The sequence below is a fragment of the Azospirillaceae bacterium genome, from assembly GCA_028283825.1.
Lineage (GTDB): Bacteria > Pseudomonadota > Alphaproteobacteria > Azospirillales > Azospirillaceae > Nitrospirillum.
In genome coordinates this window covers 257,135-280,891 of sequence record JAPWJW010000001.1, presented here as the reverse complement: position 1 = coordinate 280,891, position 23,757 = coordinate 257,135, and the positions used below count along the sequence as shown (strand labels likewise).

23 protein-coding genes, 1 tRNA gene and 1 other annotated feature are annotated in these 23,757 nt (G+C 66.5%); of the genes, 14 read left to right on the top strand and 10 right to left on the bottom strand.

The window, feature by feature from the left end; genetic code table 11:
• Window positions 1-3: 3 nt before the first annotated feature.
• Window positions 4-519: a lipocalin-like domain-containing protein gene (locus PW843_00980; protein MDE1145180.1), complete on the bottom strand. Its 516-nt coding sequence runs from the start codon at window positions 517-519 to the stop codon at window positions 4-6.
• 85 nt (window positions 520-604) lie between these two features.
• On the opposite strand from PW843_00980, the gene PW843_00975 reads away from it, so the two are divergent.
• Window positions 605-1,213 carry a CGNR zinc finger domain-containing protein gene (locus PW843_00975; protein ID MDE1145179.1) on the top strand — a complete coding sequence of 203 codons (609 nt, stop codon included), beginning with the start codon at window positions 605-607 and terminating at the stop codon, window positions 1,211-1,213.
• 3 nt (window positions 1,214-1,216) lie between these two features.
• Here PW843_00975 and PW843_00970 read toward each other — a convergent pair whose 3' ends face one another.
• From PW843_00970 to phaC, 3 genes are all read right to left on the bottom strand, one after another.
• The gene (locus tag PW843_00970) at window positions 1,217-1,789 is read right to left on the bottom strand and encodes a hypothetical protein (GenBank protein MDE1145178.1); all 573 of its coding nucleotides are present in this window, start codon (window positions 1,787-1,789) and stop codon (window positions 1,217-1,219) included.
• On the bottom strand, window positions 1,790-1,987 hold the full coding sequence (locus PW843_00965; protein ID MDE1145177.1) for a hypothetical protein: 198 nt from the start codon (window positions 1,985-1,987) through the stop codon (window positions 1,790-1,792).
• Window positions 1,988-2,111: 124 nt separating this feature from the next.
• A complete protein-coding gene (gene phaC, locus PW843_00960) occupies window positions 2,112-3,932 on the bottom strand; it encodes a class I poly(R)-hydroxyalkanoic acid synthase (protein ID MDE1145176.1) in 1,821 nt (606 codons plus the stop codon).
• Window positions 3,933-4,783: 851 nt separating this feature from the next.
• Here phaC and PW843_00955 point away from each other — a divergent pair.
• From PW843_00955 to PW843_00910, 10 genes are all read left to right on the top strand, one after another.
• Entirely contained in the window at window positions 4,784-5,566 is a 783-nt protein-coding gene (locus tag PW843_00955) for a hypothetical protein (GenBank protein MDE1145175.1), read from the top strand.
• Between the two features lie 217 nt (window positions 5,567-5,783).
• Window positions 5,784-7,004: an LL-diaminopimelate aminotransferase gene (locus PW843_00950; protein ID MDE1145174.1), complete on the top strand. Its 1,221-nt coding sequence runs from the start codon at window positions 5,784-5,786 to the stop codon at window positions 7,002-7,004.
• 35 nt (window positions 7,005-7,039) lie between these two features.
• Complete coding sequence (locus PW843_00945; GenBank protein MDE1145173.1) at window positions 7,040-8,335, top strand: homoserine dehydrogenase; 1,296 nt, start codon at window positions 7,040-7,042, stop codon at window positions 8,333-8,335.
• Between the two features lie 124 nt (window positions 8,336-8,459).
• Window positions 8,460-9,431, top strand: a complete 972-nt coding sequence (glpX, locus tag PW843_00940; GenBank protein MDE1145172.1) for a class II fructose-bisphosphatase — start codon at window positions 8,460-8,462, stop codon at window positions 9,429-9,431.
• A gap of 58 nt (window positions 9,432-9,489) precedes the next feature.
• Window positions 9,490-11,268: a single-stranded-DNA-specific exonuclease RecJ gene (gene recJ / locus PW843_00935; GenBank protein ID MDE1145171.1), complete on the top strand. Its 1,779-nt coding sequence runs from the start codon at window positions 9,490-9,492 to the stop codon at window positions 11,266-11,268.
• 416 nt (window positions 11,269-11,684) lie between these two features.
• Window positions 11,685-13,214 (top strand): hypothetical protein, encoded by a 1,530-nt coding sequence (locus tag PW843_00930; GenBank protein ID MDE1145170.1) that lies wholly within the window; start codon window positions 11,685-11,687, stop codon window positions 13,212-13,214.
• A 151-nt stretch (window positions 13,215-13,365) separates the two neighbouring features.
• Window positions 13,366-13,441: transfer RNA gene (locus PW843_00925), tRNA-Glu, on the top strand.
• 82 nt (window positions 13,442-13,523) lie between these two features.
• On the top strand, window positions 13,524-14,165 hold the full coding sequence (locus tag PW843_00920; protein ID MDE1145169.1) for a hypothetical protein: 642 nt from the start codon (window positions 13,524-13,526) through the stop codon (window positions 14,163-14,165).
• Window positions 14,166-14,172: 7 nt separating this feature from the next.
• A protein-coding gene (locus PW843_00915; protein ID MDE1145168.1) for an IS3 family transposase occupies window positions 14,173-15,401 on the top strand; the annotation gives its coding sequence in 2 pieces (ribosomal slippage) (window positions 14,173-14,461 and window positions 14,461-15,401; 1,230 coding nt in all).
• Window positions 14,454-14,570, top strand: a sequence feature (AL1L pseudoknot). (Overlaps the previous gene by 117 nt.)
• 49 nt (window positions 15,402-15,450) lie before the next feature.
• Window positions 15,451-15,693, top strand: a complete 243-nt coding sequence (locus PW843_00910) for a hypothetical protein (protein MDE1145167.1) — start codon at window positions 15,451-15,453, stop codon at window positions 15,691-15,693.
• Window positions 15,694-15,897: 204 nt separating this feature from the next.
• Here PW843_00910 and bktB read toward each other — a convergent pair whose 3' ends face one another.
• The 5 genes from bktB to PW843_00885 form a co-directional block, all read right to left on the bottom strand.
• The gene (gene bktB / locus PW843_00905; protein MDE1145166.1) at window positions 15,898-17,088 is read right to left on the bottom strand and encodes a beta-ketothiolase BktB; all 1,191 of its coding nucleotides are present in this window, start codon (window positions 17,086-17,088) and stop codon (window positions 15,898-15,900) included.
• Window positions 17,089-17,197: 109 nt separating this feature from the next.
• On the bottom strand, window positions 17,198-18,133 hold the full coding sequence (locus PW843_00900) for an FAD-binding protein (GenBank protein ID MDE1145165.1): 936 nt from the start codon (window positions 18,131-18,133) through the stop codon (window positions 17,198-17,200).
• A gap of 2 nt (window positions 18,134-18,135) precedes the next feature.
• Window positions 18,136-18,885 (bottom strand): electron transfer flavoprotein subunit beta/FixA family protein, encoded by a 750-nt coding sequence (locus PW843_00895; GenBank protein ID MDE1145164.1) that lies wholly within the window; start codon window positions 18,883-18,885, stop codon window positions 18,136-18,138.
• The gene (locus PW843_00890) at window positions 18,885-20,024 is read right to left on the bottom strand and encodes a thiolase family protein (protein ID MDE1145163.1); all 1,140 of its coding nucleotides are present in this window, start codon (window positions 20,022-20,024) and stop codon (window positions 18,885-18,887) included. Before PW843_00890 ends, PW843_00895 begins: the two co-directional genes overlap by 1 nt.
• On the bottom strand, window positions 20,021-20,500 hold the full coding sequence (locus tag PW843_00885; protein MDE1145162.1) for an OB-fold domain-containing protein: 480 nt from the start codon (window positions 20,498-20,500) through the stop codon (window positions 20,021-20,023). The genes PW843_00890 and PW843_00885 overlap by 4 nt, the downstream gene beginning before the upstream one ends.
• Window positions 20,501-20,704: 204 nt before the next feature.
• Between PW843_00885 and PW843_00880 the strand changes: the two genes are divergently transcribed.
• Window positions 20,705-21,526, top strand: a complete 822-nt coding sequence (locus PW843_00880) for a coniferyl-alcohol dehydrogenase (GenBank protein ID MDE1145161.1) — start codon at window positions 20,705-20,707, stop codon at window positions 21,524-21,526.
• Between the two features lie 11 nt (window positions 21,527-21,537).
• On the opposite strand, the gene PW843_00875 is transcribed toward PW843_00880, so the two are convergent.
• Window positions 21,538-21,963, bottom strand: coding sequence for a PaaI family thioesterase (locus PW843_00875; GenBank protein ID MDE1145160.1), 426 nt, complete (start codon window positions 21,961-21,963; stop codon window positions 21,538-21,540).
• A 164-nt stretch (window positions 21,964-22,127) separates the two neighbouring features.
• On the opposite strand from PW843_00875, the gene PW843_00870 reads away from it, so the two are divergent.
• The gene (locus tag PW843_00870; protein ID MDE1145159.1) at window positions 22,128-22,823 is read left to right on the top strand and encodes a TetR/AcrR family transcriptional regulator; all 696 of its coding nucleotides are present in this window, start codon (window positions 22,128-22,130) and stop codon (window positions 22,821-22,823) included.
• Window positions 22,823-23,557, top strand: coding sequence for a tyrosine-protein phosphatase (locus PW843_00865; protein MDE1145158.1), 735 nt, complete (start codon window positions 22,823-22,825; stop codon window positions 23,555-23,557). Before PW843_00870 ends, PW843_00865 begins: the two co-directional genes overlap by 1 nt.
• Window positions 23,558-23,757: the final 200 nt, after the last annotated feature.

Here is a 23,757-nt window from a genome sequence, read left to right as displayed (position 1 = left end):
ATGCTACGGCGCCTTGCGCCACACCGAATAGGCCACGGTGCCGTCGCCGGACGCGCTGGCCGGCACGCCATAACTCAGCAGCCCGTCGTCATAGGTGTAGTCCCGCACCTGGCGCTTGCCCTCCCAATTGGGGAAGGAGGCCGCCTGGACGTCGAACACCAGCTGATGCTGGGCCCGGTCGATATGGACCGTGCCGAAGTGGGTGCTGGAGCCCAGCACGGCCAGCCGATACTCCTCAGCCGTGCCCTGCGTCTTGACGCCGCTGGCGAACGCGGGCCGGCCCACCTTGAAGATCTGCATGTTGTAACGGCCCGCCGCATCCACGGTCAGCAGGCCCATCGGATGCTCCCCATAGTTGGTGGTGCGGCCACCGTCGGCGTGAATCTCGTAGGCGGCCTCCATCACCCAGGTGCCTTCCAGCGACGGAAGGTCGGCGGCCATAGCGTAGGCCGGCAGGCCGACGGGCGCGCCCAGCGCCATCAGGACGGTGAGGACGGGCAACAATTTGTCACGGCGCATTCGCGGGCTCCTCTCATGTAACTGGCTCATCAGGTTTCAATGCCTCTGTGTTGCCACCGCGTTTGAAACCTGTCAATACGGTTACATGAAACATGAAGACATCAAGGCCGGCGAGGTTGAGGAACGGGACGGTTTCCGTTTCCGGGGCGGCTGCCCCGCCATCGACCTGCCGGCCACCTTCCAGGCGCGGCTGAAGCCGGCGCCCCGCGAATTGCTGGCCACACCCCGGGACGTGGAACGATGGGTGGCCGCTGCCGGCCTGACCAATGACCCGCCCTCGGCGAATGAGGCGGACCTGGTGCTGATGCGGCAGGTGCGCGAGGCCATCTACGACCTGGCCACCCGCCTGCATGGCGGCAAGGGGGCGGCCGGCGGCGGTGTGGAGGCGGCGCTGGATGTCCTTAATCACGCAGCCGCCCAGCCGGCGGCGACACCGGTGCTGACGCTGGGCGACACGGCGGATGTGATGTTGCGCGGCGACATGGCGGCCTTCATCGCCACCCTGGCACGGGATGCGGTGCATTTGTTCGGCGGCGAGATGGGCGGCCACATCCGGCAATGCCAGTCGCCCACCTGCACCCTGTTCTTCGTCGACACCTCACGCGCCGGCGACCGGCGCTGGTGTTCCATGAAGGCCTGCGGCACCCAGGCCAAGGTGGCGGAGTTCAGGCGGCGCAAGCGTGAGGATGGATGATCCTTACTTCAGGAGTTCGTCGTCCACCCGGAACACGCCCTTGATCATCTTCGGGTTCCGGACGGCGATCTGGATATGCGTCTTGTCGTTGAAGCCGGAGCCCGGATAGGCCTCCGTGCCTTCAACGAATACGCCTTTGACCGTGTCGAAGGGCGGCATGTCCCGACCTTCGGACGCGAGTGTGTGAGCGGCTTCGATTACAGCGCAATCCAATCGTCGAAGATTCGGGCCGTTCACGGGCAGGGGGCGGCCCAAGAGATCGAGATTTGCCTTCAAGACCGCATGTGCGGTTTTCAGGATATCGATTCCGGCTTCTGTGGTCAGGTCGAGGCAATGGCCCAAGTCGATAACGGTTCCGATGACCGCCGGGCGTTTTCTGGAATTCTTGCGTTTCAGCGCCTCTTTGGCGAAAGCCAAGCCGCGCTTGGGGTTTGCTTCCCAGAAGTAGACTCCATGACCCAACCAGTCGTAGTCGTTCTCAGATGCCTTGAAGGGGGCGCCCGCCAACAAGGCCTTGGCGACCGTTTGCGGGCAGCCATGATAACCCAGAACAAACCCGTAAGTTAGCTTATGCACTTACGATCTGTAGGGTTTGGAAAGTTTGCCATCTTCATCGACAACCCCCGCCCGCTGCAGAAAGTCGAGCGCTCGCCGGCGGGCCGTTTCAGGGTCGCCCGAAAGGGATGGGGCCGCCTTCTGGAACGCCTGCAAAAAGCCGGGATCCCCTAGTCTCAACGGGGTGGTCGCGGCGGGAACGGTGGAACGCTTCGGCATGATCTCAGGGTTCCAAACTCATAATGGCATTCCTAATATTGTCCCATGTCGGGGCTGCGTCCAGGGGCCATGAAAACGCCCACCGACACGGGGATTGAAAATCCCCGTGTGGCGATGCATCAGCTCATTCCACCACCCGCACCTTCACATACGACCCCGGCGCGTCCTCAATGGGCTTCAGCTTGCCGTCGCCGGGCGTGCGGGCGGGGACCTTGGGGCCGGCGTGCTCGGCCACCCAGGCGGCGTAGACGGGCCACCAGCTGCCGTTGACCTGGGTGGTGCCGGCCAGCCAGTCGTCGGGCGACGCCGGCAGCGTGTCGTTGAGGAAATGGCTGTACTTGTTGGCCGCCGGCGGGTTGACCACGCCGGCGATGTGGCCGGACGCCGCCAGCACGAACTTCACCGGGCCGCCGTACAGCTGGGTGGCGGCGTAGGTGCTTTTCCACGGCGCGATGTGGTCCTCGCGCGTCGACAGCATGAAGGTGGGCGTCTTGATGGTGCGCAAATCGATGGGCACGCCCTTCAGGCTGATGCCGCCCGGCCGGACCAGCAGGTTCTTCTGGTACATGTTGCGCAGGTAGAAGCTGTGCATGGCCGGGGGCATGCGCGTGCTGTCGGAATTCCAGTACAGCAGGTCGAAGGGGAAGGGGTCCCGGCCCAGCAGGTAGTTGTTGACGACGAAGGACCAGATCAGGTCGTTGGACCGCAGCATGTTGAAGGTGGTGGCCATGGACTGGCCGTCCAGATAGCCCCGGCTTTTCATGCGGGTCTCCAGGGCGCCCAGCTGTTCCTCATCGATGAAGACGGACAGTTCGCCCACGTCGGTGAAGTCGGTCAGCGTCACCAGGTACATCGCACTCTTGATGCGCTGGTCCTTCTTGGCCGCCATGTAGGCCAGCGTGCCGGACAGCAGGGTGCCGCCGATGCAATAGCCGATGGCGTTGACCTCATCCTCGCCGGTCGCCTGTTTGATGGCGTCCAGGGCCGCCAGCGGCCCGTCGGCCATGTAGTCCTCGAAATCCTTGGCCGCCAGGGCCTCGTTGGGATTGACCCAGGAGATGACGAAGACGGTGTGGCCCTGGTCCACCAGCCACCTGATCAGCGAATTGGCCGGCTTCAGGTCCAGGATGTAGAACTTGTTGATCCAGGGCGGGATGATCAGCAGGGGCCGCTGGTGGACGCTTTCCGTCGTGGCTGAGTACTGGATCAGCTGCATCAGGTCGTTCTGGAAGACCACCTTGCCAGGGGTGACGGCGATGTTGCGGCCCACCTCGAACGCGGAATAGTCGGTCATGGAGATGGCCAGTTGCCCGTGGCCGCGCTCCAGATCCCCCAGCAGGTTCTCCAGCCCCTTCACCAGGTTGTCGCCGCCCGATTCCAGGGTGACGCGCAGCACCTCGGGATTGGTCAGGGGGAAGTTGCTGGGCGACAGCGCGTCCACGAACTGGCGGGTGAAGAAGTCCAGCTTCCGGGCGGTCTTGCCCTCCAGCCCCTCCACCCCGCGCACGGCCCCCTGCACGTACTTGGCGGTCAGCAGGTAGGACTGCTTGATGAAGTCGAAGACGGCGTTCTCATCCCACGACTTGTCGCGGAACCGCTTGTCCTCTTTGGCCGGGCTGATGACCGGCTGCGCCTCCTCCCCCATCAGGCGCTGGGCGGTGCGCTGCCACAGTTCCAGATAGTCCTGCCACAGGCCGATCTGCGCCTCGATCAGGCGGTTGGGGTCGGCCATCATGCGGGCCGTCATCTCCATGAAGGCGCTGCCCAGGTTGAACGGGTCCAGGTTGGCCATGGAGGTCGGCAGGTTGCCAAAGGGGGCGCCGAACGACATGGGGTCGGCGGTGGCCGCACCGTCCGCTGGCGGCGGCGTCTGGCGGGCCAGGAAATCCGCCACCAGCCGCTGCGCCTGCTCGGCGATGCGGTTCACGGCCAGGGTCAGTTCCATCGGGTCCGGCCGGCGGACTTCGCCGTCCTTCGGGGCGGCCGTGACGGTCGCGGCCGGCTTGGGCGCGTTGGCCTTGGTGAAGGGCGGCGGCTTGGGCGCCTCAGGCGCCGCGGGCTGTGCCGCCGCCGGCATCTTCACGGACGGGGGCAGGGGGGCGGACTTGCGCCGGGTGGCCGTGGCGGTGGCGGCCTTGGCCGTCTTCCGGCCGGGGGGCGCCTTGGCCGGTTCCGCCGTCACGCCCGCCACGGGCATGGGGGCCAGCGGTTCGGACTGCAGGTTCTTGTGCGCTTTCAGGTGCGGCGCGCCCGGCACCGGCGGGGCGATGGGCGTGGCCTTCACGATCTTCTTCGTGGCCGCCGCCTTGGCGGGCGTGGCCTTGGCCGCGGGTGCGGCGGCGACGGTGGCTTTGGTGGCGGTGATCTTCCGGGCGGTGGCCGTCTTGGGCGCTGATGCCGGTGCCGCCGATTCTTTCACCTGGGCGCTGGCGACGACCTTGGCGCGCGGGGCCTCGGGCGGGGCGGTTGTGCTCTTCCCCTTGGCCGGCGCCTTGGCGGCGCGGGATGCGGCGGGTTTCGGGGCCGGTGCGGTCTGGGGCGCGGTGGCGGAAACGCGTGGGGTCCGGGTACGCTTGGGCGGGGTGTCGGCCATGCTTTCTTGCTTCCTTCGCCTCGGTTACCAGTGGGGCTTCTTAGTAAGGCTTGGTCGGGATCAGGGGGGCGGGATGGGCGCCGGTTCCGCTGCGACGCCCGCCGGCCCGCCCGCCGACCGGCCGTTCCGCCGCCGAAAAGAAGGCAGGGTTGCGGCTGGTGACGGCGCTTGCGGCCGGTGGGGATTTAATACACGATCCGGCCATGATTTTCACCGACGCAGACGCAAGGCCCCTGGTGGACGCCCTGAACACGGACATCACCCGCGACGGCCGGCCGGACAACTCCGGCGCCCCCTTGGCTGGTACCCTTTCGGCCGGCACCCGTCGGGGCGTGGCTGGGCGTGCGGTGCTGTTGCTGGCCCTGTCGGTCGGTGCCTTGGGGCTTGGCGGCTGTGCTGGCCAGTTCGTGCCCAAGGCGATCTTCCATGACGGTCCGGAAGATCCGGAGCCGATGGCCAACGACGACAGTTCCAAGGCGCTGCTGCTGGGCGAGCGCCCGGTGCGCCATGTCGGACCGGCGCCGGATGCCTGGACCAACCTGGCGGCCGTGCCTGAGCGGCCGAAGAATATTCCCGATCCCGCCGCCCGGCAGAAGGATGTGGACAGCCTGCTGGCTGACCGCAACACCGCCGGCCAGGCCGCGACCCAGCTGACCGTCTACCAGAACTCCCCGGACCAGCAGGGGGTGCAGCGCGCCTCCGGCTCCGGCGATTCCCTGTTCGGGCCGTCTGCCCCCAAGGACGGCGCCAAGGATGCCGGCCAGCCCGCCCCGTCCAAGCTGCCGGTGGTGCCCAGCGCGCCGCCCGCCGTTCCCGGACGCGTGCCGGAGGCCACGTCCGCCATTCCCGTGGCGACCCCTCAAGTGAACGCCCACACCGCCGGCGCCCCCGCCGCCGCCGCGGTTCCTGCCGCGCCAGCCACCGGCGCCGCTAGCCAGGCTGGTACCCCCGCCGCCAACGGTACCAGCCAGACCCCCCAGAACTGATCCGGGCAGCTTTTGGCCGATAGGCCAACTGACCGGAGTCGGGGCGGAAAATTAGGCTGGGGCGGGTAATCTTGTAAGCAAATGTCTTGAAACGGGATGCCCGCCCTGTGGAAATTGCTGTCGCCGGCCGCGTGCCGGGACGATACAAACCCCTGGCGACCCTCCCATGTCCTCGACCGAATCCCCCACCAACCCCCAAATCGGTACAGACCGTCCCATGAGCGAAGAGTTCCACCGCATCAAGCGCCTGCCGCCCTATGTGTTCGCCGAAGTGAACGCGATGAAGGCGCGAGCCCGCGCGGCCGGTGAGGACATCATCGACCTCGGCATGGGCAACCCCGATCAGCCGACGCCGCCCCACATCGTGGAAAAGCTGGTGGAGGCCGTGCGCAATCCCAAGACGCACCGCTATTCCATGTCCCGCGGCATCCCCGGCCTGCGCAAGGCGATTTCCGCCTATTACAAGCGCCGCTTCGACGTGGACATCGATCCGGAGACGGAGGCCTGCGTCACCATCGGCTCCAAGGAAGGCTTGGCCAACCTGGCCCAGGCCATCACCAGCCCGGGTGATGTCATCCTGGTGCCCAATCCGTCCTACCCCATCCACCCCTTCGGCTTCATGCTGGCGGGGGCCGCGCTGCGCCACATCCCGGTGGTGGACGGGGTGGAGAATTTCGTGGAGACGCTGGAACGCGCCATCCGCCATTCGGTGCCCAAGCCCATCGCCGTCATCGTCAGCTTCCCGGCCAACCCGACGACCCAGACGGTGACGCTGGATTTCTACCGCCCGATCGTGGAGCTGTGCCTGAAGCACGGCATCTACATCCTGTCGGACATTGCCTACGCGGAGATCTATTTCGACGGCAACCCGCCGCCGTCCATCCTGCAGATCCCCGAGGCGCGCGACATCACGGTGGAATTCAACAGCCTGAGCAAGACCTACAACATGCCGGGCTGGCGGGTGGGCTTCGGCGTGGGCTCCAAGAAGCTCATCGGCGCGCTGGCCAAGTTCAAGTCCTACGTCGACTACGGTGCCTTCACCCCCATCCAGGTGGCGGCCACCGCCGCGCTGAACGGCCCGCAGGACTGCGTGGAGGAAATCCGCCAGATGTACAAGGCCCGGCGCGACGCCCTGATCGAGGGCCTGTCCGCCGCCGGCTGGGACGTGCCGGCGCCGTCGGCCACCATGTTCGTCTGGGCCCGCATTCCGGAACCCTTCCGCGCCCTGGGCTCGCTGGAATTCTCCAAGCTGCTGCTGCAGGAGGCGCAGGTCGCCGTCTCCCCCGGCATCGGCTTCGGCGAATATGGCGATGAGCATGTGCGATTCGGCCTGGTCGAAAACGTGCAGCGCATCCGCCAGGCCTGCCGCAACATCCGGGGCTTCCTGCACCGGACGGGCAACGGCGCCGATGCGCCGGCCGTCAAAAAAGTGATCTGAGCCTGATGGCGATCGTTAGGGATAAGGGGGAAAGCATGGGTACGGCACCGCTGCGCGTGGGCATCGCCGGTCTCGGCACCGTGGGTGGCGGGGTCCTGAAGGTGCTGGCCACCCAAGCCGACCTCCTGTCCCGGCGCGGCGGTCGCCCCCTGGTGGTGACCGCCGTCAGCGCCCGCGATCGCAACCGCGACCGTGGGGTGGACCTGACGGTGGCGCGCTGGCACGACAACGCCGTGGACCTGGCGTCCGACCCTGAGGTCGACGTGGTGGTGGAACTGATCGGCGGGTCGGACGGCATCGCCGCCCGCACCGTCGAGACCGCGCTGGCCCATGGCAAGCATGTGGTGACCGCCAACAAGGCCCTGCTGGCCCACCACGGCACGGCGCTGGCGCTTCAGGCCGAGGAGAAGGGCCTGACCCTGGCGTTCGAGGCGGCGGTGGCCGGCGGCATCCCGGTGATCAAGGGCCTGCGCGAAGGCCTGGCCGCCAACGCGGTGCGCGAGGTGCACGGCATCCTCAACGGCACCTGCAACTACATCCTGACGGAGATGCGAACGACCGGCCGCGACTTCGCCGACGTCCTGGCGGAGGCTCAGGCCAAGGGTTATGCCGAGGCCGACCCCAGCTTCGATATCGACGGCGTGGACGCGGCCCATAAGCTGGCCATCCTCACCTCCGTCGCCTTTGGCACCAAGGTCGATTTCGCCAATGTGCATGTCGAGGGCATCCGCCACGTGTCGGCCCTGGACATCGATTATGCCGGCCAGCTGGGCTATCGCATCAAGCTGCTGGGCATCGCCCGGCGCACCGAAAACGGCATCGAACAGCGGGTCAACCCCTGCATGGTGCCCATCGGCTCGCTGATCGCTGCCACCGATGGCGTGTTCAACGCCGTGGTGGCCGACGGTGATTTCGCGGACAAGGTGGCCCTGGTCGGGCGCGGCGCCGGGGCGGGGCCTACCGCTTCCGCCGTGGTGGCGGATCTGGTGGATATCGCCATCGGTCGCCGCACCCCCACCTTCGCCGTGCCGGCCGGCCAATTGTCCACCCTCACGCCTGCCCCCTTGTCGGCGCGGCGCGGACGGTATTATGTGCGCCTGATGGTGGTTGACCGTCCGGGCGTCATCGCCGATGTCGCCGCGGCCCTGCGTGACCAGAACGTCTCCATGGAGTCGTTCCTGCAACGGGGCCGGGCGCCGGGTGAGGCCGTTCCGGTGGTGTTGACCACCCACGATACGGAAGAAGTGGCAATGCTGCGCGCCCTGGCCGTCATTGGCGGACTGGGCGCGGTACAGGAAACCCCGCGGATGATCCGTATCGAGGATTATTGACACACCACCGTCACGGACCCCGTCCTTATAATAAGGGGTCCGACGGAAACACACTCGGGGAAAGACAATTATGAGCAAGGCTACTGAGGCGCCCGTCGATCCGAGGGGCGATATCAGCCTGGTGATGGATCGCAACCTGGCCCTTGAGGCGGTGCGCGTGACCGAGGCCGCGGCCCTGTCGGCCTCGCTGCTGATGGGCCGGGGTGACGAGAAGGCGGCCGACCAGGCCGCCGTGGACGCGATGCGCAAGGCGCTGAACAGCCTGGCCATCGAAGGCACCGTGGTGATCGGCGAGGGGGAGCGTGATGAGGCCCCCATGCTGTACATTGGTGAAAAGGTGGGCTCCGGCGCCGGTCCCAAGATCGACATCGCGCTGGACCCGCTGGAAGGCACCACCATCACCGCCACCGGCGGCCCCAACGCCCTGGCGGTCATCGCCATGGCCGAATCAGGGGGGTTCCTGAACGCGCCCGACGTCTACATGGACAAGATCGCCGTCGGTGCCGGCCTGCCCGAGGGCGTGATCGACATCGATGAGAAGATCGAGACCAACCTGAAGAACCTGGCCCGGGCCAAGCACGCCGACGTGTCGGAACTGGTGGTCTGCATCCTGGACCGTCCCCGCCACCGCGACCTGATCGGCCGGGTGCGCGCCGCCGGCGCCCGCATCATGCTGATCGGCGACGGCGACGTCTCGGGTGTCATCTCCACCTCCCAGCCCGACAGCGGCATCGACATGTATGTCGGTTCCGGTGGCGCTCCGGAAGGCGTGCTGGCCGCCGCGGCCTTGCGCTGCATCGGCGGCCAGATGCAGGGCCGCCTGCTGTTCCGCAACGACGATGAACGCGCCCGCGCCAAGCGCTGGGGCGTCACCGACCTGGACCGGAAGTACGGCCTGACGGATCTGGCCAGCGGCAACGTCATGTTCGCCGCCACCGGCGTCACCACCGGCACCATGCTGCGCGGTGTGCGCCGGTATCCGGGCGGCGCCTACACCCATTCCGTTATTATGCGGTCGAAGAGCGGCACGGTGCGCTATGTTGAGGCGCACCATAACCTCCGCACCAAGACCAAATTCGTTCCGGATGCTGAATAACCAAGCGTTTACGGGCTCGCTGCTGGGGGATGTTCCCGGCGGCGAGCCTCGCCCCCTGTTGGGTGTCTCCCATTCCGCCACCGGCCGGCGTTGGCTGGCCCGTCCGCATGACGAACGGCTGGCCCTGGCGCATGCCCAGCGCGGGGGGCTACCGGAACTGGTGGGCCGCGTCCTGGCGGCCCGTGGGGTGGATCTGGACGCGGCCGAGGATTTCCTGGCCCCGACGCTGAAGCGTTTCCTGCCCGATCCGCATTCCCTGCTGGACATGGCCGCCGCCGCCGACCGCCTGAGCCATGCCGTGCGCCGGGGGGAAAAGCTGGCGGTGTTCGGCGACTATGATGTCGATGGCGCGACATCCTCCGCCCTGCTGGTGCGTTTCTTCCGCGCCGTGGGCGCCGATATCCAGACTTACATCCCCGACCGCATCAACGAAGGCTACGGCCCCAACGCCCCGGCGCTGCTGCGCCTGCGCGAGGGCGGCGTGGATCTGGTCATCACGGTGGATTGCGGCGTCACCTCGTTTGAGCCGCTGGCCGCCGCCGCCCAGGCCGGGCTGGAGGTCATCGTCGTCGACCACCACAAGGCGGAGATGGTGCTGCCCACGGCCACCGCCGTGGTCAACCCCAACCGCCTGGATGAGACGATGACGGCCAGCCTGGGCAACCTGGCTGCCGTGGGCGTCGCCTTCCTGCTGGTGGTGGCGGTCAACCGCGCCCTGCGCCAGGCCGGCTGGTACGCCAACCGGAAAGAGCCTGACCTGATGGCCTGGCTGGACCTGGTGGCGCTGGGTACCGTGTGCGACGTCGTGCCCCTGGTGGGCCTGAACCGCGCCCTGGTGGCGCAGGGCCTGCGGGTCATGGGCCGGCGCGACAATATCGGCATCGCGGCGCTGGCCGATGTCGCCACCATCAACGAACGCATGGACGCCTACCACGCCGGCTACATCCTGGGGCCGCGCGTCAACGCCGGCGGCCGGGTGGGCCGCGCTGATCTGGGCACCCGCCTCTTGTCCACCGATGATCCGGTGGAGGCCCGCGACCTGGCGGCCCAACTGCACGCGCTGAACGCCGAACGCCGGGCCATCGAGGCCCTGGTGCTGGAAGAGGCGCTGGCCCTGGTGGAGGCGCAAGTTGCGGCCAATCCCACGGCCGGGGGATCGCTGGTGGTGGCCGCCCCGGGCTGGCACCCCGGCGTCATCGGCATCGTCGCCTCCCGCCTCAAGGAACGCTATGGCCGCCCGGCCTGTGTCGTGGCGCTGGAAGGCGGCATCGGCAAGGCCTCGGGCCGGTCGGTGCGCGGCATCGACCTGGGCTCCGCCGTCATCGCCGCCCGCCAGGCCGGCCTGCTGATGGCCGGCGGCGGCCATGCCATGGCGGCGGGTTTCACGGTGGCGGAGGACAAGCTGCCGGCGCTGCGCGACTTCCTGGCCGACCGCATCGCCCAGCAGTTGGAAGGGCAGGGCCCGGTGGTGCCCACCCTGCACCTGGACGGGGTGGTCAGCGTGCGTGGCGCCTCCACCGACCTGCTGGGCCACATCACCCGGCTGGGTCCCTTTGGCACCGGCAATTCCGAACCGCGCCTGGCGGTGGCGGACGCCAAGGTGGTGCGGGCCGACGTGGTCGGCGGTAACCATGTGCGCTGCGTCCTGGCTTCGGCCGACGGCGCGCGCCTGAAGGCCATTGCCTTCCGCGCCATGGATGAGGATCTGGGGCCGGCCCTGCTGCAGCATGGCGGCCGGCCGCTGCACCTGGCCGGCACCTTGCGTCCCGACCGTTGGAACGGGGCGGAGGGCGTGCAGCTGATGATCGACGACGCGGCCCTGCCCGGTGGCGCGTGAGGGCGGCGCCAACCAAAACTTATAATTTATCTAAAATACTAAATGATTATCCCGTAAATCCGGGAAAGGGATCGCCTTTTCGTTTCGAAATCCCGGCGATTCATTAACCAAAGTTTATTGAAATGGCATGACAGTAGCGGGAAGATCCGACGGCAACTTCTGCTTGAATACCTATTGGCTGTCACCGTTCCATCATTTTGATCGCGAATCTGGAACTATCCCGCGACTGGATTGACAGCACCCCTGCATTAAACGATGCTTAACCATCCGAAGTCATTCCACCTGTCGTTATTCCCGATGGGGTGGGCGCTAATGGGCGGCCGCCAAAAAAATCAAGGCCCAAGGCAGTGACGGGTGGAAACGATTCCGCGGCCTGCCGGTCGCGGGGCGGACACGCTCCGGGGTAGGGGGAACCGATGTCAGGACAGCCAGGGGCTGATCGGGCGGCGACGGCCGCACCGGACGCCGACGTTGAATCGTCTGGCGTGGAGTCCTCGCTCAGCAAGCTGGAATCGCATTTCCGCACGCTTGATGACGGTGCCTTGGTCCGGGTGGCCAACGCCGTGGAAAAGGCGCGCGCCACGGAAACCGGGGCGGCGTCGGACGAACAGATCCTGACCTGCCTGCGGCCCATGCTGCGCAGCCTGCGCCCCGTGCGCGTGCCTACCTTCCAGCGGGCGCTGTGCGTCTGCCTGGAACCCTATCTGGTGGATGGCGAGGCGGTGGTGGGCGCCCGCCGCGCGGTGGTGGCGCGGTCCAGCCTGGCGCCGTGGTGGCGCCTGCTGATGGGCTCCGGTTACCGGCCGCGCCTGGCGGCCGCCACGGCGGAATACCGCAACGCCATGATGGCGGAGCGGCAGGATGAGATCGACAGCGTCATCCAGTTCGGGCGCAGCATCGCGGCCGAGGCCACCACCCTGCTGCTGGCGGAGGCGGCGGAATCGCCCGTGCGCCGGCGGGAGGTCCAGGTGCTGCTGGGCAGTGACCGGGCCATGGCGGATGCGGGGGAAATCGCCCGCATCCTGGGACTTGACCCCTTGCTGACGCCGTGGTTCGACCAGATCCGGGCCGTCTGTCCCCGCACACCCGATGGGCGCGTACAGGACTTCAGGCCCCAGGGTACGGTGGTTGCCAAGAACGGCTACATGCACCTGCACGCCGCCGACCGTGAGGTGGTGGACTATTATTTCCACGGCCTGCTGCGCCTCTTGGCCCAGCCGTGGCAGTCGCTGCGCCTGGTGCGCCTGTTGTCGGCCGACCTGCTGCGCACGGGGGATGAGGGGGCGGCCGGCCTGCAGGCGATCCCGGCCCGGCTGTTCGGCGACCTGACCCGCACCTTGGCGGAGATCGGCCGCACGGCGACGGGGGACCGGGGCATGACGCGGCGGGTGTGGCTGATGACCTGCGCCCGCCTGATCTCCGACGCTGGCGCCATGGTGCAGGGCATGGCGGAAGAGGCGCGGGATTTCGCTCACGCCCATGGGGGCCATGCCAAATGGGACACCATGATGGTGGAGGCGCGGCAGAAGGTGACCCAGGCCGCGGACCAGTTCGCCAGCGTGGCGGTGCGTGACGCCTGCCTGGTGTTGCCGCAGCGTGAGATGCGCGAAAAGCAGGAGGTGCGGTTGGTGCCGGACATGGCGCGCATCCCCGGCGATGAAGAGGTGGCGGTGGCCCAGGCGGCCGCCACCCTGTTCACCGCCTGCCGCAAGGTGGCGGAGAAGGAAGGTTTCGACCGCTCCATCCGCGCCAAGGAGGCGGATCTGGAAACCACTTTCCACACCGCCATCAGCTTCCGCTTCGAATATCTGCGCGCTCGCGGCAAGAACAAGGCCGTCACCGCCCAGTTGCAGGCGCTGGAAAAGGTGCTGCGCGCCATGCCCAAGACCGAACCCATGCTGGACCTGATCCTGAAGGCGGACCGCGCCATCGACCGGTTCCGCTGAGATCGTTTCCGTTGCCCGCCCGGCCGGATGCCGTTTCCCCGCCCAATCCGGCCGTGCAATCCGGCAGACCCCCTATGCGCGAAAACCGACGAAGGGGCCTTATTTATCCGCTTGCCTTCTCGAGGCCGGATCATTATCTATCCGCCTCGCCGTCCCCTTCGTCTAGAGGCCTAGGACACCGCCCTTTCACGGCGGCGACACGGGTTCGAATCCCGTAGGGGACGCCACGCTTCCAGCGTTTCGGCTGGATTTTGCGGGACAGTTTGGGGACAGTTGTCTTCGCGGAACACTGCGAAGGCCTTTCCCCTCATGGCTACCATCATCCCCCGAGAGAATCGCGAAGGTCAGATCATTGGCTATCAGGCCAAGGTTCGTCGCGTGGGCCATAAACCGGTTTCCAAGACCTTCGAGAAAAAGAAGGATGCCGAGCGCTGGGCCAAATCCATCGAGACGGACATGGATCGCCGGGTCTTCGTGGATCATAGCCAAGCCGACAGCACCACCTTGGGGGCCCTGCTCCACCGCTACCGCGAGGAGGTTACGCCAACCAAGCGGGGCGCGGTGCAGGAAGCTGGCCACCTGCTTGTCATCGAGGACGACGAGATCTGTCTGCGCCGGCTGAGCGGCCTTGCCTCCCAGGACATCGCCAGCTATCGGGACAGGATGCTGGCCGTCGACTACGCGCCCGCCACGGTCGTGCGACGCCTCAACCTGATTGCCACCGTGATTGCCCATGGCCGACGGGAATGGGGCATGCACCTGCCCACAAACCCGGCGGAAGCCAAATTGACGGCCCGCCCAAAGGGCGCGGACCGGAAGCGGGAGCGCCGCCTGCAACCCGCCAGGGTGGAAGTGCTGCGCCAGCTGGATCCGAGTGGCGGCGCGGAGGTGGAGCAATGCCACCATGAACCGCGCCGGGATTGTCGGAGGCTTTCACTCCTGAGAGACTGAAGCCACGATGAGCAAGACGACGAACAAGTTTTCCCCCGAAGTTCGTGCCCGCGCGGTGCGGCTGGTGTTGGATCACGAGAAGGATCATCCGTCCCGTTGGGCGGCGGTGATGTCGATCGCGGCGAAGATCGGCTGTTCCGGACAGACGCTGAACGAATGGGTGAAGAAGGCCGAGGTTGAAGCAGGCACGCGGGCCGGTGTTCCCAGCGATGTCGCGGAACGGCTGAAGGCGCTGGAACGGGAGAACCGGGAACTGCGCCAAGCGAATGACATCCTGCGCAAGGCGAGCGCGTATTTTGCGGCGGCGGAGCTCGACCGCCGGTTCAAGCCATGATTGCCTTCATCGATGAGCATCGGGGTGCGCACGGGGTCGAGCCGATCTGCCAGGTGTTGCCGATCGCCCCGTCGACCTATCACCGGCATGCGTCGCGGCGTTCCAACCCGGACCGCCTGCCGGCGCGGGCCAAGCGGGACACACGGTTGAAGGTCGCAATACGGCGGGTGTTCGACGAGAACTTCGCCGTCTATGGCGTGCGCAAGGTCTGGCACCAGCTCAAGCGGGAGGGCCAAGCCATCGCGCGTTGCACGGTCGCCCGGCTGATGCGGGACCTGGGCCTGCGAGGTGTGATCCGGGGCAAGCCGGTGAGGACGACGGTGAGCGACAAGGCGGCACCCTGTCCGCTGGACCATGTCAATCGGCAATTCCATGCGCCCCGGCCGAACATGCTGTGGCTGTCGGACTTCACCTACGTTGCCACCTGGCAGGGCTTCGTCTACGTGGCCTTCGTCATCGACGCCTACGCCCGGCGCATCGTCGGCTGGCGGGTATCGCGGACGGCCCATGCCGCCTTCGTGCTCGACGCACTGGAGCAAGCCCTGCATGAACGGCAACCGGCCAAGCACGGCGGCCTGGTTCATCATTCGGACAGGGGCGTTCAATACGTCAGCATCAAGTACACCGAGCGCCTGGCGGACGCCGGGATCGAGCCCTCGGTCGGCAGTGTCGGCGACAGCTACGACAACGCCCTGGCGGAAACCATCAACGGCCTCTACAAGGCCGAGGTGATCCACCGGCGTGGGCCATGGCGATCCTTCGAGGCCGTCGAATACGCCACCCTGGAATGGGTCGATTGGTTCAACCACCGGCGGATCCTGGGCCCCATCGGCAACATCCCACCCGCCGAAGCTGAGGCTCGCTTCCACGCCATGACGGACACCCCGGCGATGGCCGCCTGACTCAAACCAAACGGCCTCCGACAATCCCGGCGCGGTTCAGTTCGATCAGATGGCCGGCCCCTTGGAAGACTCAAAAGAAGATCTGATCGATCATATTCGCGAGATCGCAGAGGACGGTGGCGATGACAGTTGGACAGTCCAGTTCGGCTGGTTCCATCGAGCCAAGGTACCCGGAGAGGGACCGCATTACACAGGTTCGGGTATCATTAACGACGAGGAGTGGCGTGTCGTCGCTTACTTACAAGGCATTGATGCCCTTTGGGAACTGGGCGGAAAGGCCCCCATCATGTAAACTATGGGCGCCCATTTAAAAGTTTCTCTGTATTGTAAATAACTGATTTTGCATGATATTTTTATGATGAAGCGATACTCAATACCCATCGACGCCTTAAAGGCAGTGGTTAATCCACTAGACGGGACTATGTGGACCAATGTGGGCTTCCAAGCGCTTGATGACCAAAGAGCGTCGTGATCAAACCATCGATAAGATGGGTCCTCAGCTTGGACGCTCCAGCACCAGGGCGATCCCTTGCCCACCGCCGATGCACATGGTGACAAGGCCGTAACGGCTGTCGCTGCGTTCCAGTTCATACAGGGCCTTGACTGTGATGATGGCGCCGCTAGCGCCCAGGGGATGCCCCAGGGCGATCGCGCCGCCATTGGGATTGGTTTTTTCCGGCGGCAGCTCCAGTTGTTGCGACACGGCACAGGCCTGGGCGGCAAAGGCTTCGTTGCTTTCGATCACGTCCATGTCGGCGACTGTCAGCCCGGCACGTGCCAACGCGACGCGCACGGCGTCCACCGGTCCCAGACCCATGATCTCTGGCGCGACGCCGGCGAGGCCCCAGGACATGATCCGCGCCAATACGGGCAGGCCCCGTCGCTCCGCCTCCCCGGCGGACATGAGAACCAACGCCGCAGCGCCATCGTTGATTCCGGAGGCGTTGCCGGCGGTGACGGTCCCATCCCGTTGGAAAGCCGGACGCAGGGTGGCCAGCTGCGATGCGTCGGCATCGGGCCGCACATGCTCGTCGGTATCGAAAAGGGTCGTGCCCTTCCTGCCTTTGATTTCAACGGGGACGATCTGGCTGCGGAAACGTCCCTCGGCGATCGCCCGTGCGGCCCGCCGATGGCTCTCGGCGGCGAAGGCGTCCTGATCCTGGCGGGTGATGCCACAGCGGCTGGCCACGTTCTCAGCCGTCACGCCCATATGGCCGTGGCCGAAGGGATCGGTCAGGACGGTGAGCATGGCATCGACCAGCGTGGCGTCGCCCATCTTGGTGCCTGTGCGGGATGATGTGAGCACGTGCGGGGCATTGCTCATGCTCTCCGCGCCGCCGGCCACAGCGACGTGGCACTCGTTCAGGCGGATCGATTGCGCTGCGGAGATGATGGCCTGCATGCCCGATCCGCAGAGACGGTTCAGCGTCATCGCCGGAGCCGCCGCCGGAATGCCGGCGCGCATGGCGGCGACCCGGGCCAGATAGGCGTCATGGGGATGACTGGGGATGACTTGGCCCATCACCACCTGGCCGACGTCTTGCGGTGCCGTGCCGGCGCGGCGCAAGGCCTCGGCAATGACCAGGGCGCCGAGGTCCGCCGGCTTGACGTCCTTCAGCGTCCCCAGGAAGGTGCCCACGGCGGTCCGCACCGCTCCTACGATGACAACGTCATTGTCGATCAACATTTTCTACCTTCCTTGTCCGCCTGGGCCTTGTCCGCCCGGGATTTCGCCTGGCCGGAATACCCATGGACGGCATCCGCTCCGCGCGGCTGATTTCCTGAAAAAGGCGGCTTCAGACTTGGCCGGTCAATTCCGGCACGGCCTTGAACAGGTCGGCGACCAGGCCGTAGTCGGCGATCTGGAAGATCGGCGCCTCTTCATCCTTGTTGATGGCGACGATGACCTTGCTGTCCTTCATGCCGGCCAGATGCTGGATGGCGCCCGAGATGCCGACGGCGATGTACAGTTCCGGCGCCACGATCTTGCCCGTCTGCCCGACCTGGTAGTCATTGGGCACGAAGCCCGCGTCCACCGCCGCGCGCGACGCGCCCACGGCGGCACCCAGCTTGTCGGCCAGGGCCTCCAGCAGCGGGAAGTTGTCGCCCGACTGCATGCCGCGACCACCCGAGACGATCACCCGGGCCGACGTCAGCTCCGGACGTTCGGACTTGGAGACCTCATTGCTCACGAACTTGGACAGGCCGGAGTCGGTGACGCCGGACGCCGCCTCGACGGCAGCACTGCCGCCCGTGGCCGCCACCGCCTCGAACGCCGTGCCGCGCACCGTCGCCACCTTCACCGGGTCGCTGGACTGCACGGTGGCGATGGCGTTGCCGGCGTAGATGGGGCGGGTGAAGGTATCGGCACCCTCCACGCCGGTGATGTCGCTGATCTGCGCCACGTCCAGCAAGGCCGCGACGCGCGGCGCCACGTTCTTGCCGAAGGTGGTGGAGGGCGCCAGCACGTGGCTGTAGCCGCCGGACTTCACGAGGGCGACCACCAGCGGGGCCACGTTCTCCGCCAGGCCGTGCGCCAGCTCGGCGGCATCGGCCGTCAGCACCTTGGCGACACCGGCGACCTTGGCGGTGGCGTCGGCGACACCGGCGAGGCCCTGGCCGGTCACCAGTACATGCACGTCGCCGCCCAGCTTCGCGGCGGCACCCAGGGTGGTCAGCGTCGGGACCTTCACGCCCTCAACCGAGGGCTCAGCGATAACAAGAGTCGTCATGGTCAGATCACCCGCGCTTCGGTCTTCAGCTTGGCCACCAGCTCCTCGACGGAGCCCACCTTCACCCCACCGGCACGCTTGGGCGGCTCCACCACCTTCAGCGTCTTCAGGCGCGGGCTCAGGTCCACACCCAGGCCGGCGGCATCCACCACCTCAAGCGGCTTCTTCTTCGCCTTCATGATGTTGGGCAGCGAGGCGTAGCGCGGCTCGTTCAGGCGCAGGTCGGTGGTCACCACCGCCGGCAGCTTCAGCTCAACCGTCTCCAGGCCGCCGTCGATCTCGCGGGTCACGGCAACCGTGCCTTCCGCCGGCACCACCTTGCTGGCGAAGGTGCCCTGGGCCCAGCCCAGCAACGCCGCCAGCATCTGGCCGGTCTGGTTGGCGTCGTCGTCGATGGCCTGCTTGCCCAGGATGACCAGGCCGGGCTGTTCCTTCTCGGCCAGCGCCTTCAGCGCCTTGGCCACGCCCAGCGACTGCGTCTCCGCATCCGTCTGCACCAGGATGGCCCGGTCCGCACCCATGGCCAGGGCCGTGCGTAACGTTTCCTGCGCCTGGGTCGGGCCCACGCTCACCACCACGATCTCCGTGGCCTTGCCCGCCTCTTTCAGGCGGACCGCCTCCTCAACCGCGATCTCGTCGAACGGGTTCATCGACATCTTGACGTTGGTAAGGTCGATGCCGCTGCCGTCGGGCTTCACCCTGACCTTCACGTTGTAGTCGACCAGGCGTTTCACTGCGACCAGGACCTTCATCACGCCGCCTTCTCCAGGATGTGCACGCCGACGGCCGTGCCCCAGCCCAGGACATGGGTCAGGCCGATACGGGCGCCTTGTACTTGCCGGGCGCCGGCCTCGCCCCGCAGGTGCTGGGCGATCTCATAGATGTTGGCGATGCCGGTGGCGCCGATAGGATGGCCCTTGGACAAAAGGCCGCCGGAGACGTTGACGGGGATACGGCCGCCCAGCGCCGTGGCGCCGCTGTCGATCAACTGTCCGGCCTCGCCCTCGCCGCACAGGCCCAGGTTCTCGTAATGCAGGATCTCCGCCGTGGCGAAACAGTCGTGCAGTTCCACCAAGTTCACGTCCTGCGGTCCCAGCCCAGCCATTTCGTAGGCCCAGCGGGCCGCCAGGCGCGTCGGGGTATTGGCATCGAACAGGGTGGGGCTGCGCGGCTCATACGGGTCGGAGGCCAGCGCGGAGGCGCGGACCTTGACCATGCGGCCCATGCCCAGCTCCCGCGCCTTTTTTTCCGACACCAGGATGGCGGCGGCGGCCCCATCGGTGTTCACCGAGCACATCAGCTTGGTGTTGGGATAGGCGATCATCTCCGACGCCAGCACCTGCTCCAGCGGGGTTTCCACCTGGTGCATGGCTTTGGGGTTCATGGTGGAGTGGTGGTGGTTCTTCACCGACACGCGGGCGAATTGCTCGAAACTGGTGCCGTACTTGTTGGCGTGGACCATGCCGGCCTCGGCGAAGACGGCGGGCATGGCGTGCGATCCCATGACGCCTTCCGGTTCCGCGCCCATGGCGCCGCCCACCGGCAACATGCCCTTGGGCACCTGCTCCGTCCCCACGGCCAGCACCACGTCGTAGAGGCCGGCCTTAATCGCGATCCAGGCGTCGCGGAAGGCTGTGGCGCCCGAGGCGCAGGCGTTGGACACGTTGGTGACCGGAACGCCGGTCTGGCCAATCAGACGCAGGATCTGCTGCCCCATCAGGCCGCTGGCTTGGAACAGGTTGGAGCAATAGACCGCCTGGACGTCCCCGATGCCGAGCCCGGCGTCGTCCAGTGCCAGCAGGGTGGCTTGCGCGCCCAGGTCCGCCGGCGTCTTGCCGGGGTAGCGGCCGAACCGGATCATGTCGATACCGGCGACATATACGTCAGTCATGCTGCGGCGTCCTTCTCAGGGGCGAAGAAATAGGTGAGGTAGGGCAGGCCCTGGGCATCCTTCTGACCCGGAACCTCGTCGAAGACGACGCGGATGGGCAGTCCGAAGGGGATTTGCGTCGGGTCGATGGGCACACCGGTCAGGTTGCCCTTCAGCACCAACCCGTCATCCAGATCGACGATGGCGGAGACGAAGGGCACCTTGATGCCGGGATAGCTGCGATGCACCACGGTGTAGGTGTGGACATGGCCGCGACCGCTGGAACGGAAGGGAACCAGCGCGTCACGGCTGAAGCAACGGGGGCAGGCCAGGCGGGGCAAGGTGTAGGCCGCACCGCAGGCGCCGCACCGATGCCCTTCGATGTAGGGCTGGCCATGCGCATCGGCTTTCAGGAAAGGCACGCCGGGGGCGTATCCCGGCACGAAGGTGGTCTCCGCCGCTGGTGCCGTGGTGGCTTTGGCCGCTGTGGCTGTCACCGATCTCTCTCCCGTGAGGCGCCACCGGATGAGGCCGGGGCGATTGAGGTGAGATGAAACAGTGTCAGTTTTCCTTATGCCGAGACAGGGAACCGAACCGAACGGGGCGCTGATATCCCATAGATGATCAAATTGCGGTTACAGCGGCCCCGGGCGTGGGTTGGGGGTAGGAAGGAAAGGCAACCAAAATAATGGAGGAGCGCGATGAGCGTCTGGACATACGAAGGCAAGCGGGTGGTGATCGCCGGCTGCTATTCCGGCATGGGCGAAGCGGCGGCGCGTGAACTCGTGCGATTGGGGGCTGAGGTGCACGGCGCCGACATGCGACCCTCACCGGTCCGGATGGCGTCCTTCCACACGGTGGACTTACGCGACCCGCTGTCGATCGATGCCGCGCTGGATGCGATAGGCGGGCCCATAGACGCGTTGTTCAACTGCGCCGGCCTGCCCCAGACCTTCCCGGCCGGCGACGTCATGAAGGTGAATTTCATCGGCCTGCGTCACTGGACGGAGAAGGCCCTGCCGATGATACGACCGGGCGGCGCCATCGCCTCCATCTCCTCCACCGCCGGGTTCGCCTATTTCCAGCACCTGCCGCAGATCCTAGAACTGCTGGCGACGCCCGGGTTCGAGGCGGCGGCCGACTGGTGTGAACGTCATGCCGATCTCGTGGGCGATGGCTATGCCTTTTCGAAGGAGGCCAGCATCGTCTGGACCATGATGATGGGCACCCGCACCATCGCTCAGGGCGTGCGCACCAACTGCATTTGCCCCGGCCCGACGGAGACGCCAATGATGCCGGCCTTCGAAAGGACGGCGAGTGCACGCATCATCGACGTCTTCACCACCCCCATCGGCCGGCGGTCCAAGCCGGAAGAGCAGGCCTACCCGCTGATCTTCCTTAACAGTGGGGCGGCGTCCTTCATCAACGGCCATGCCTTGAACGTGGATGGCGGCTTTGTCGGCGGCATCACCGCCGGCCAGATCGACCTGCAAGGCTTGCTGGCGCAGGCCATGGCGGGCTGAGGAGGGGGGCTTCAGGCCCCCACGATCTTGTGGATGGCGGTGGCGGTGAAGATCAACTGACCCGCCACCTCGGCGCGCGCCTGGGCGAAGACCAGGCTGCGTGTGCGCTTCGTGGTCCAGCCTTTGACCTCCAGCAGGTCGCCCAACTTGGGTGCCGCGATGAACTGGGTCGCGAGGTCGATGACCACCACCGGCGGTCCGCCGTCGACATAGGCGGGTCCCGCCGTGCCGATGTCGGCCATACCGGCCATGACGGCGGCGTGCGCCAGGCCCCAGGTATTGACGTGGTGCGGCTCGATGCGTAGCGCCGCCCATACCAATTCCGTGCCGTCCTCAGCCGTGGTGCGGCGATGATAGATGCGGCCGATATGGTTGATGAAAGCGCTGGGGCTGGGGGTGTGGCTGTAGCCCTCGGGGAGTTCCGGCTGGTCGGTCATGATGGCCTCAAGAAAACAGACGTGTCCTTGAGCTATCAGCACTGGGCAACCCGGCCTAGGCAGAGAGGCATCCGACGGATACCGGCATCCCCTGTGTGATGAAGCGGTGGTGCCGCGCGCCCGGGCATTGACGCCCGGGCCCGTTCGCTGGCACGACCCATAAGATGTCCCTGTCCCCCACCTCTCCTGATTTGGCGCAACACCAGGATCCTGAAATCCCGGCTGCGCCGGTCATCAGCAACAAGAACGGCCAGAAGCTGGGCCGCAAGGGCCTGGAGACGCGTGGGCGCCTGACGGATGCCGCCCGCCGTCTGCTGGCCCACCAGTCGCCTTTCGACTTGACGGTGGTGGCCATCGCGCGGGAAGCGGCCTTGGCATCCGCCACCTTCTATCTCTACTTCGACGACGTTCAGGACGTATTGTATGCCTTGAGCGATGAGGCCGGCGCCGAGCTGCGGGAACTGGATCTACGCGTCCGTCCCGGCCATGCCGAGGAAGATGCCCTGGCCTTCGTTGAGACCTTCTATGAACTATGGCGGCGGCATGCGGTGGTCCTTTCCTATCGCAATTTGGAGTCGGATCGGGGCAATCCCCGTTTCATGCGGCTGCGCACCGCGACCGCCATCCCGGTGCTGAACCGGCTGTGCGACCTGATCCTGGCCGGGGCCGTCCGGAACGGTTCCGGCAAAGGGCCCAGTCGGATGGAGGCGTATGCCGAGGGCATCGTCATCTTCTCCGCCATTGAGCAGATCGCCGCCGTGACCCTGCAATATCCGGAAGAAAGCCTGCATCCGGTTGAACTGAAGAGGGCCCAGGCCCGCATCTTGGCCCGGACGATAGGTTGGGCGGGCCAGCGGTGATGCTGGCGGGCTGCCCCAATTTCCGCGATCTCGGTGGCTTGCCCACGGCTGATGGCCGGAGGATACGTCCAGGACTGCTGTTCCGCGCCGGTGAACTGCACACGCTGACCGACGATGACCGCGCTCTGCTGCAGAACCTGGGTTTGAAACTCGTGGTGGACCTGCGTACCACCCGGGAACGGGCGGCACGGCCCGCCTCTCTGGGGGACGGCCACGGCATTGAACTGGCCTTCCACAGCTATGATCACAGCGGTGCCGATCTCGCGCGGGCGCGGTTGGAGGGGGCGGCCGCCTTGCGTGACCTGATGCTCTCCATCTACGCCCGCCTGCCCTTTGAGCAGACGCCCGCCCTGCGCCTGCTGTTCATCCGGGTGGGTGAGGGGCGATTGCCGCTGCTGTTCCACTGTGCCGCCGGTAAGGACCGCACCGGGGCAGCGGCGGCCTTGCTGCTGACGGCGCTGGGAGTCTCGCGCCCGGAGATCGAGGCGGACTACCTGGCGACCAACCGGCACTATGATTGGCTGCATGCCCGATTTATGGCGGCCGGCACCGGCATGAGCCCGGACCGGGCTGAGGCTGCGCGGCCGCTTCTGCAAGCGGATGTAGCCTATCTTCACCGCCTGTTCGAGACCGTGGAATCCCGGCATGGAACGGTGGCCGCCTATTTGTCCGACGTCCTGGGCGTGGACGATGACGCATGCGAAGCGCTGCGCCATCAGTTGCTGGAGCCCTGAGGGGGCCCTTTCCCTTTCACAATGACGGACGGGCGGTACCGGACCCTTTCCCGGATTACCGGCGTAGCGCGCATTGTTGCGTTCGGAGGTATGTGGAGTCTTCCTGCGCATCTCTCCAAATAAAGCATAAGTGTGCTGGTTAGAACCGTTTGCCTGCCGCCGCATTGCGTAGGACGGGCCATGGCCGCAAGCATGCGCGA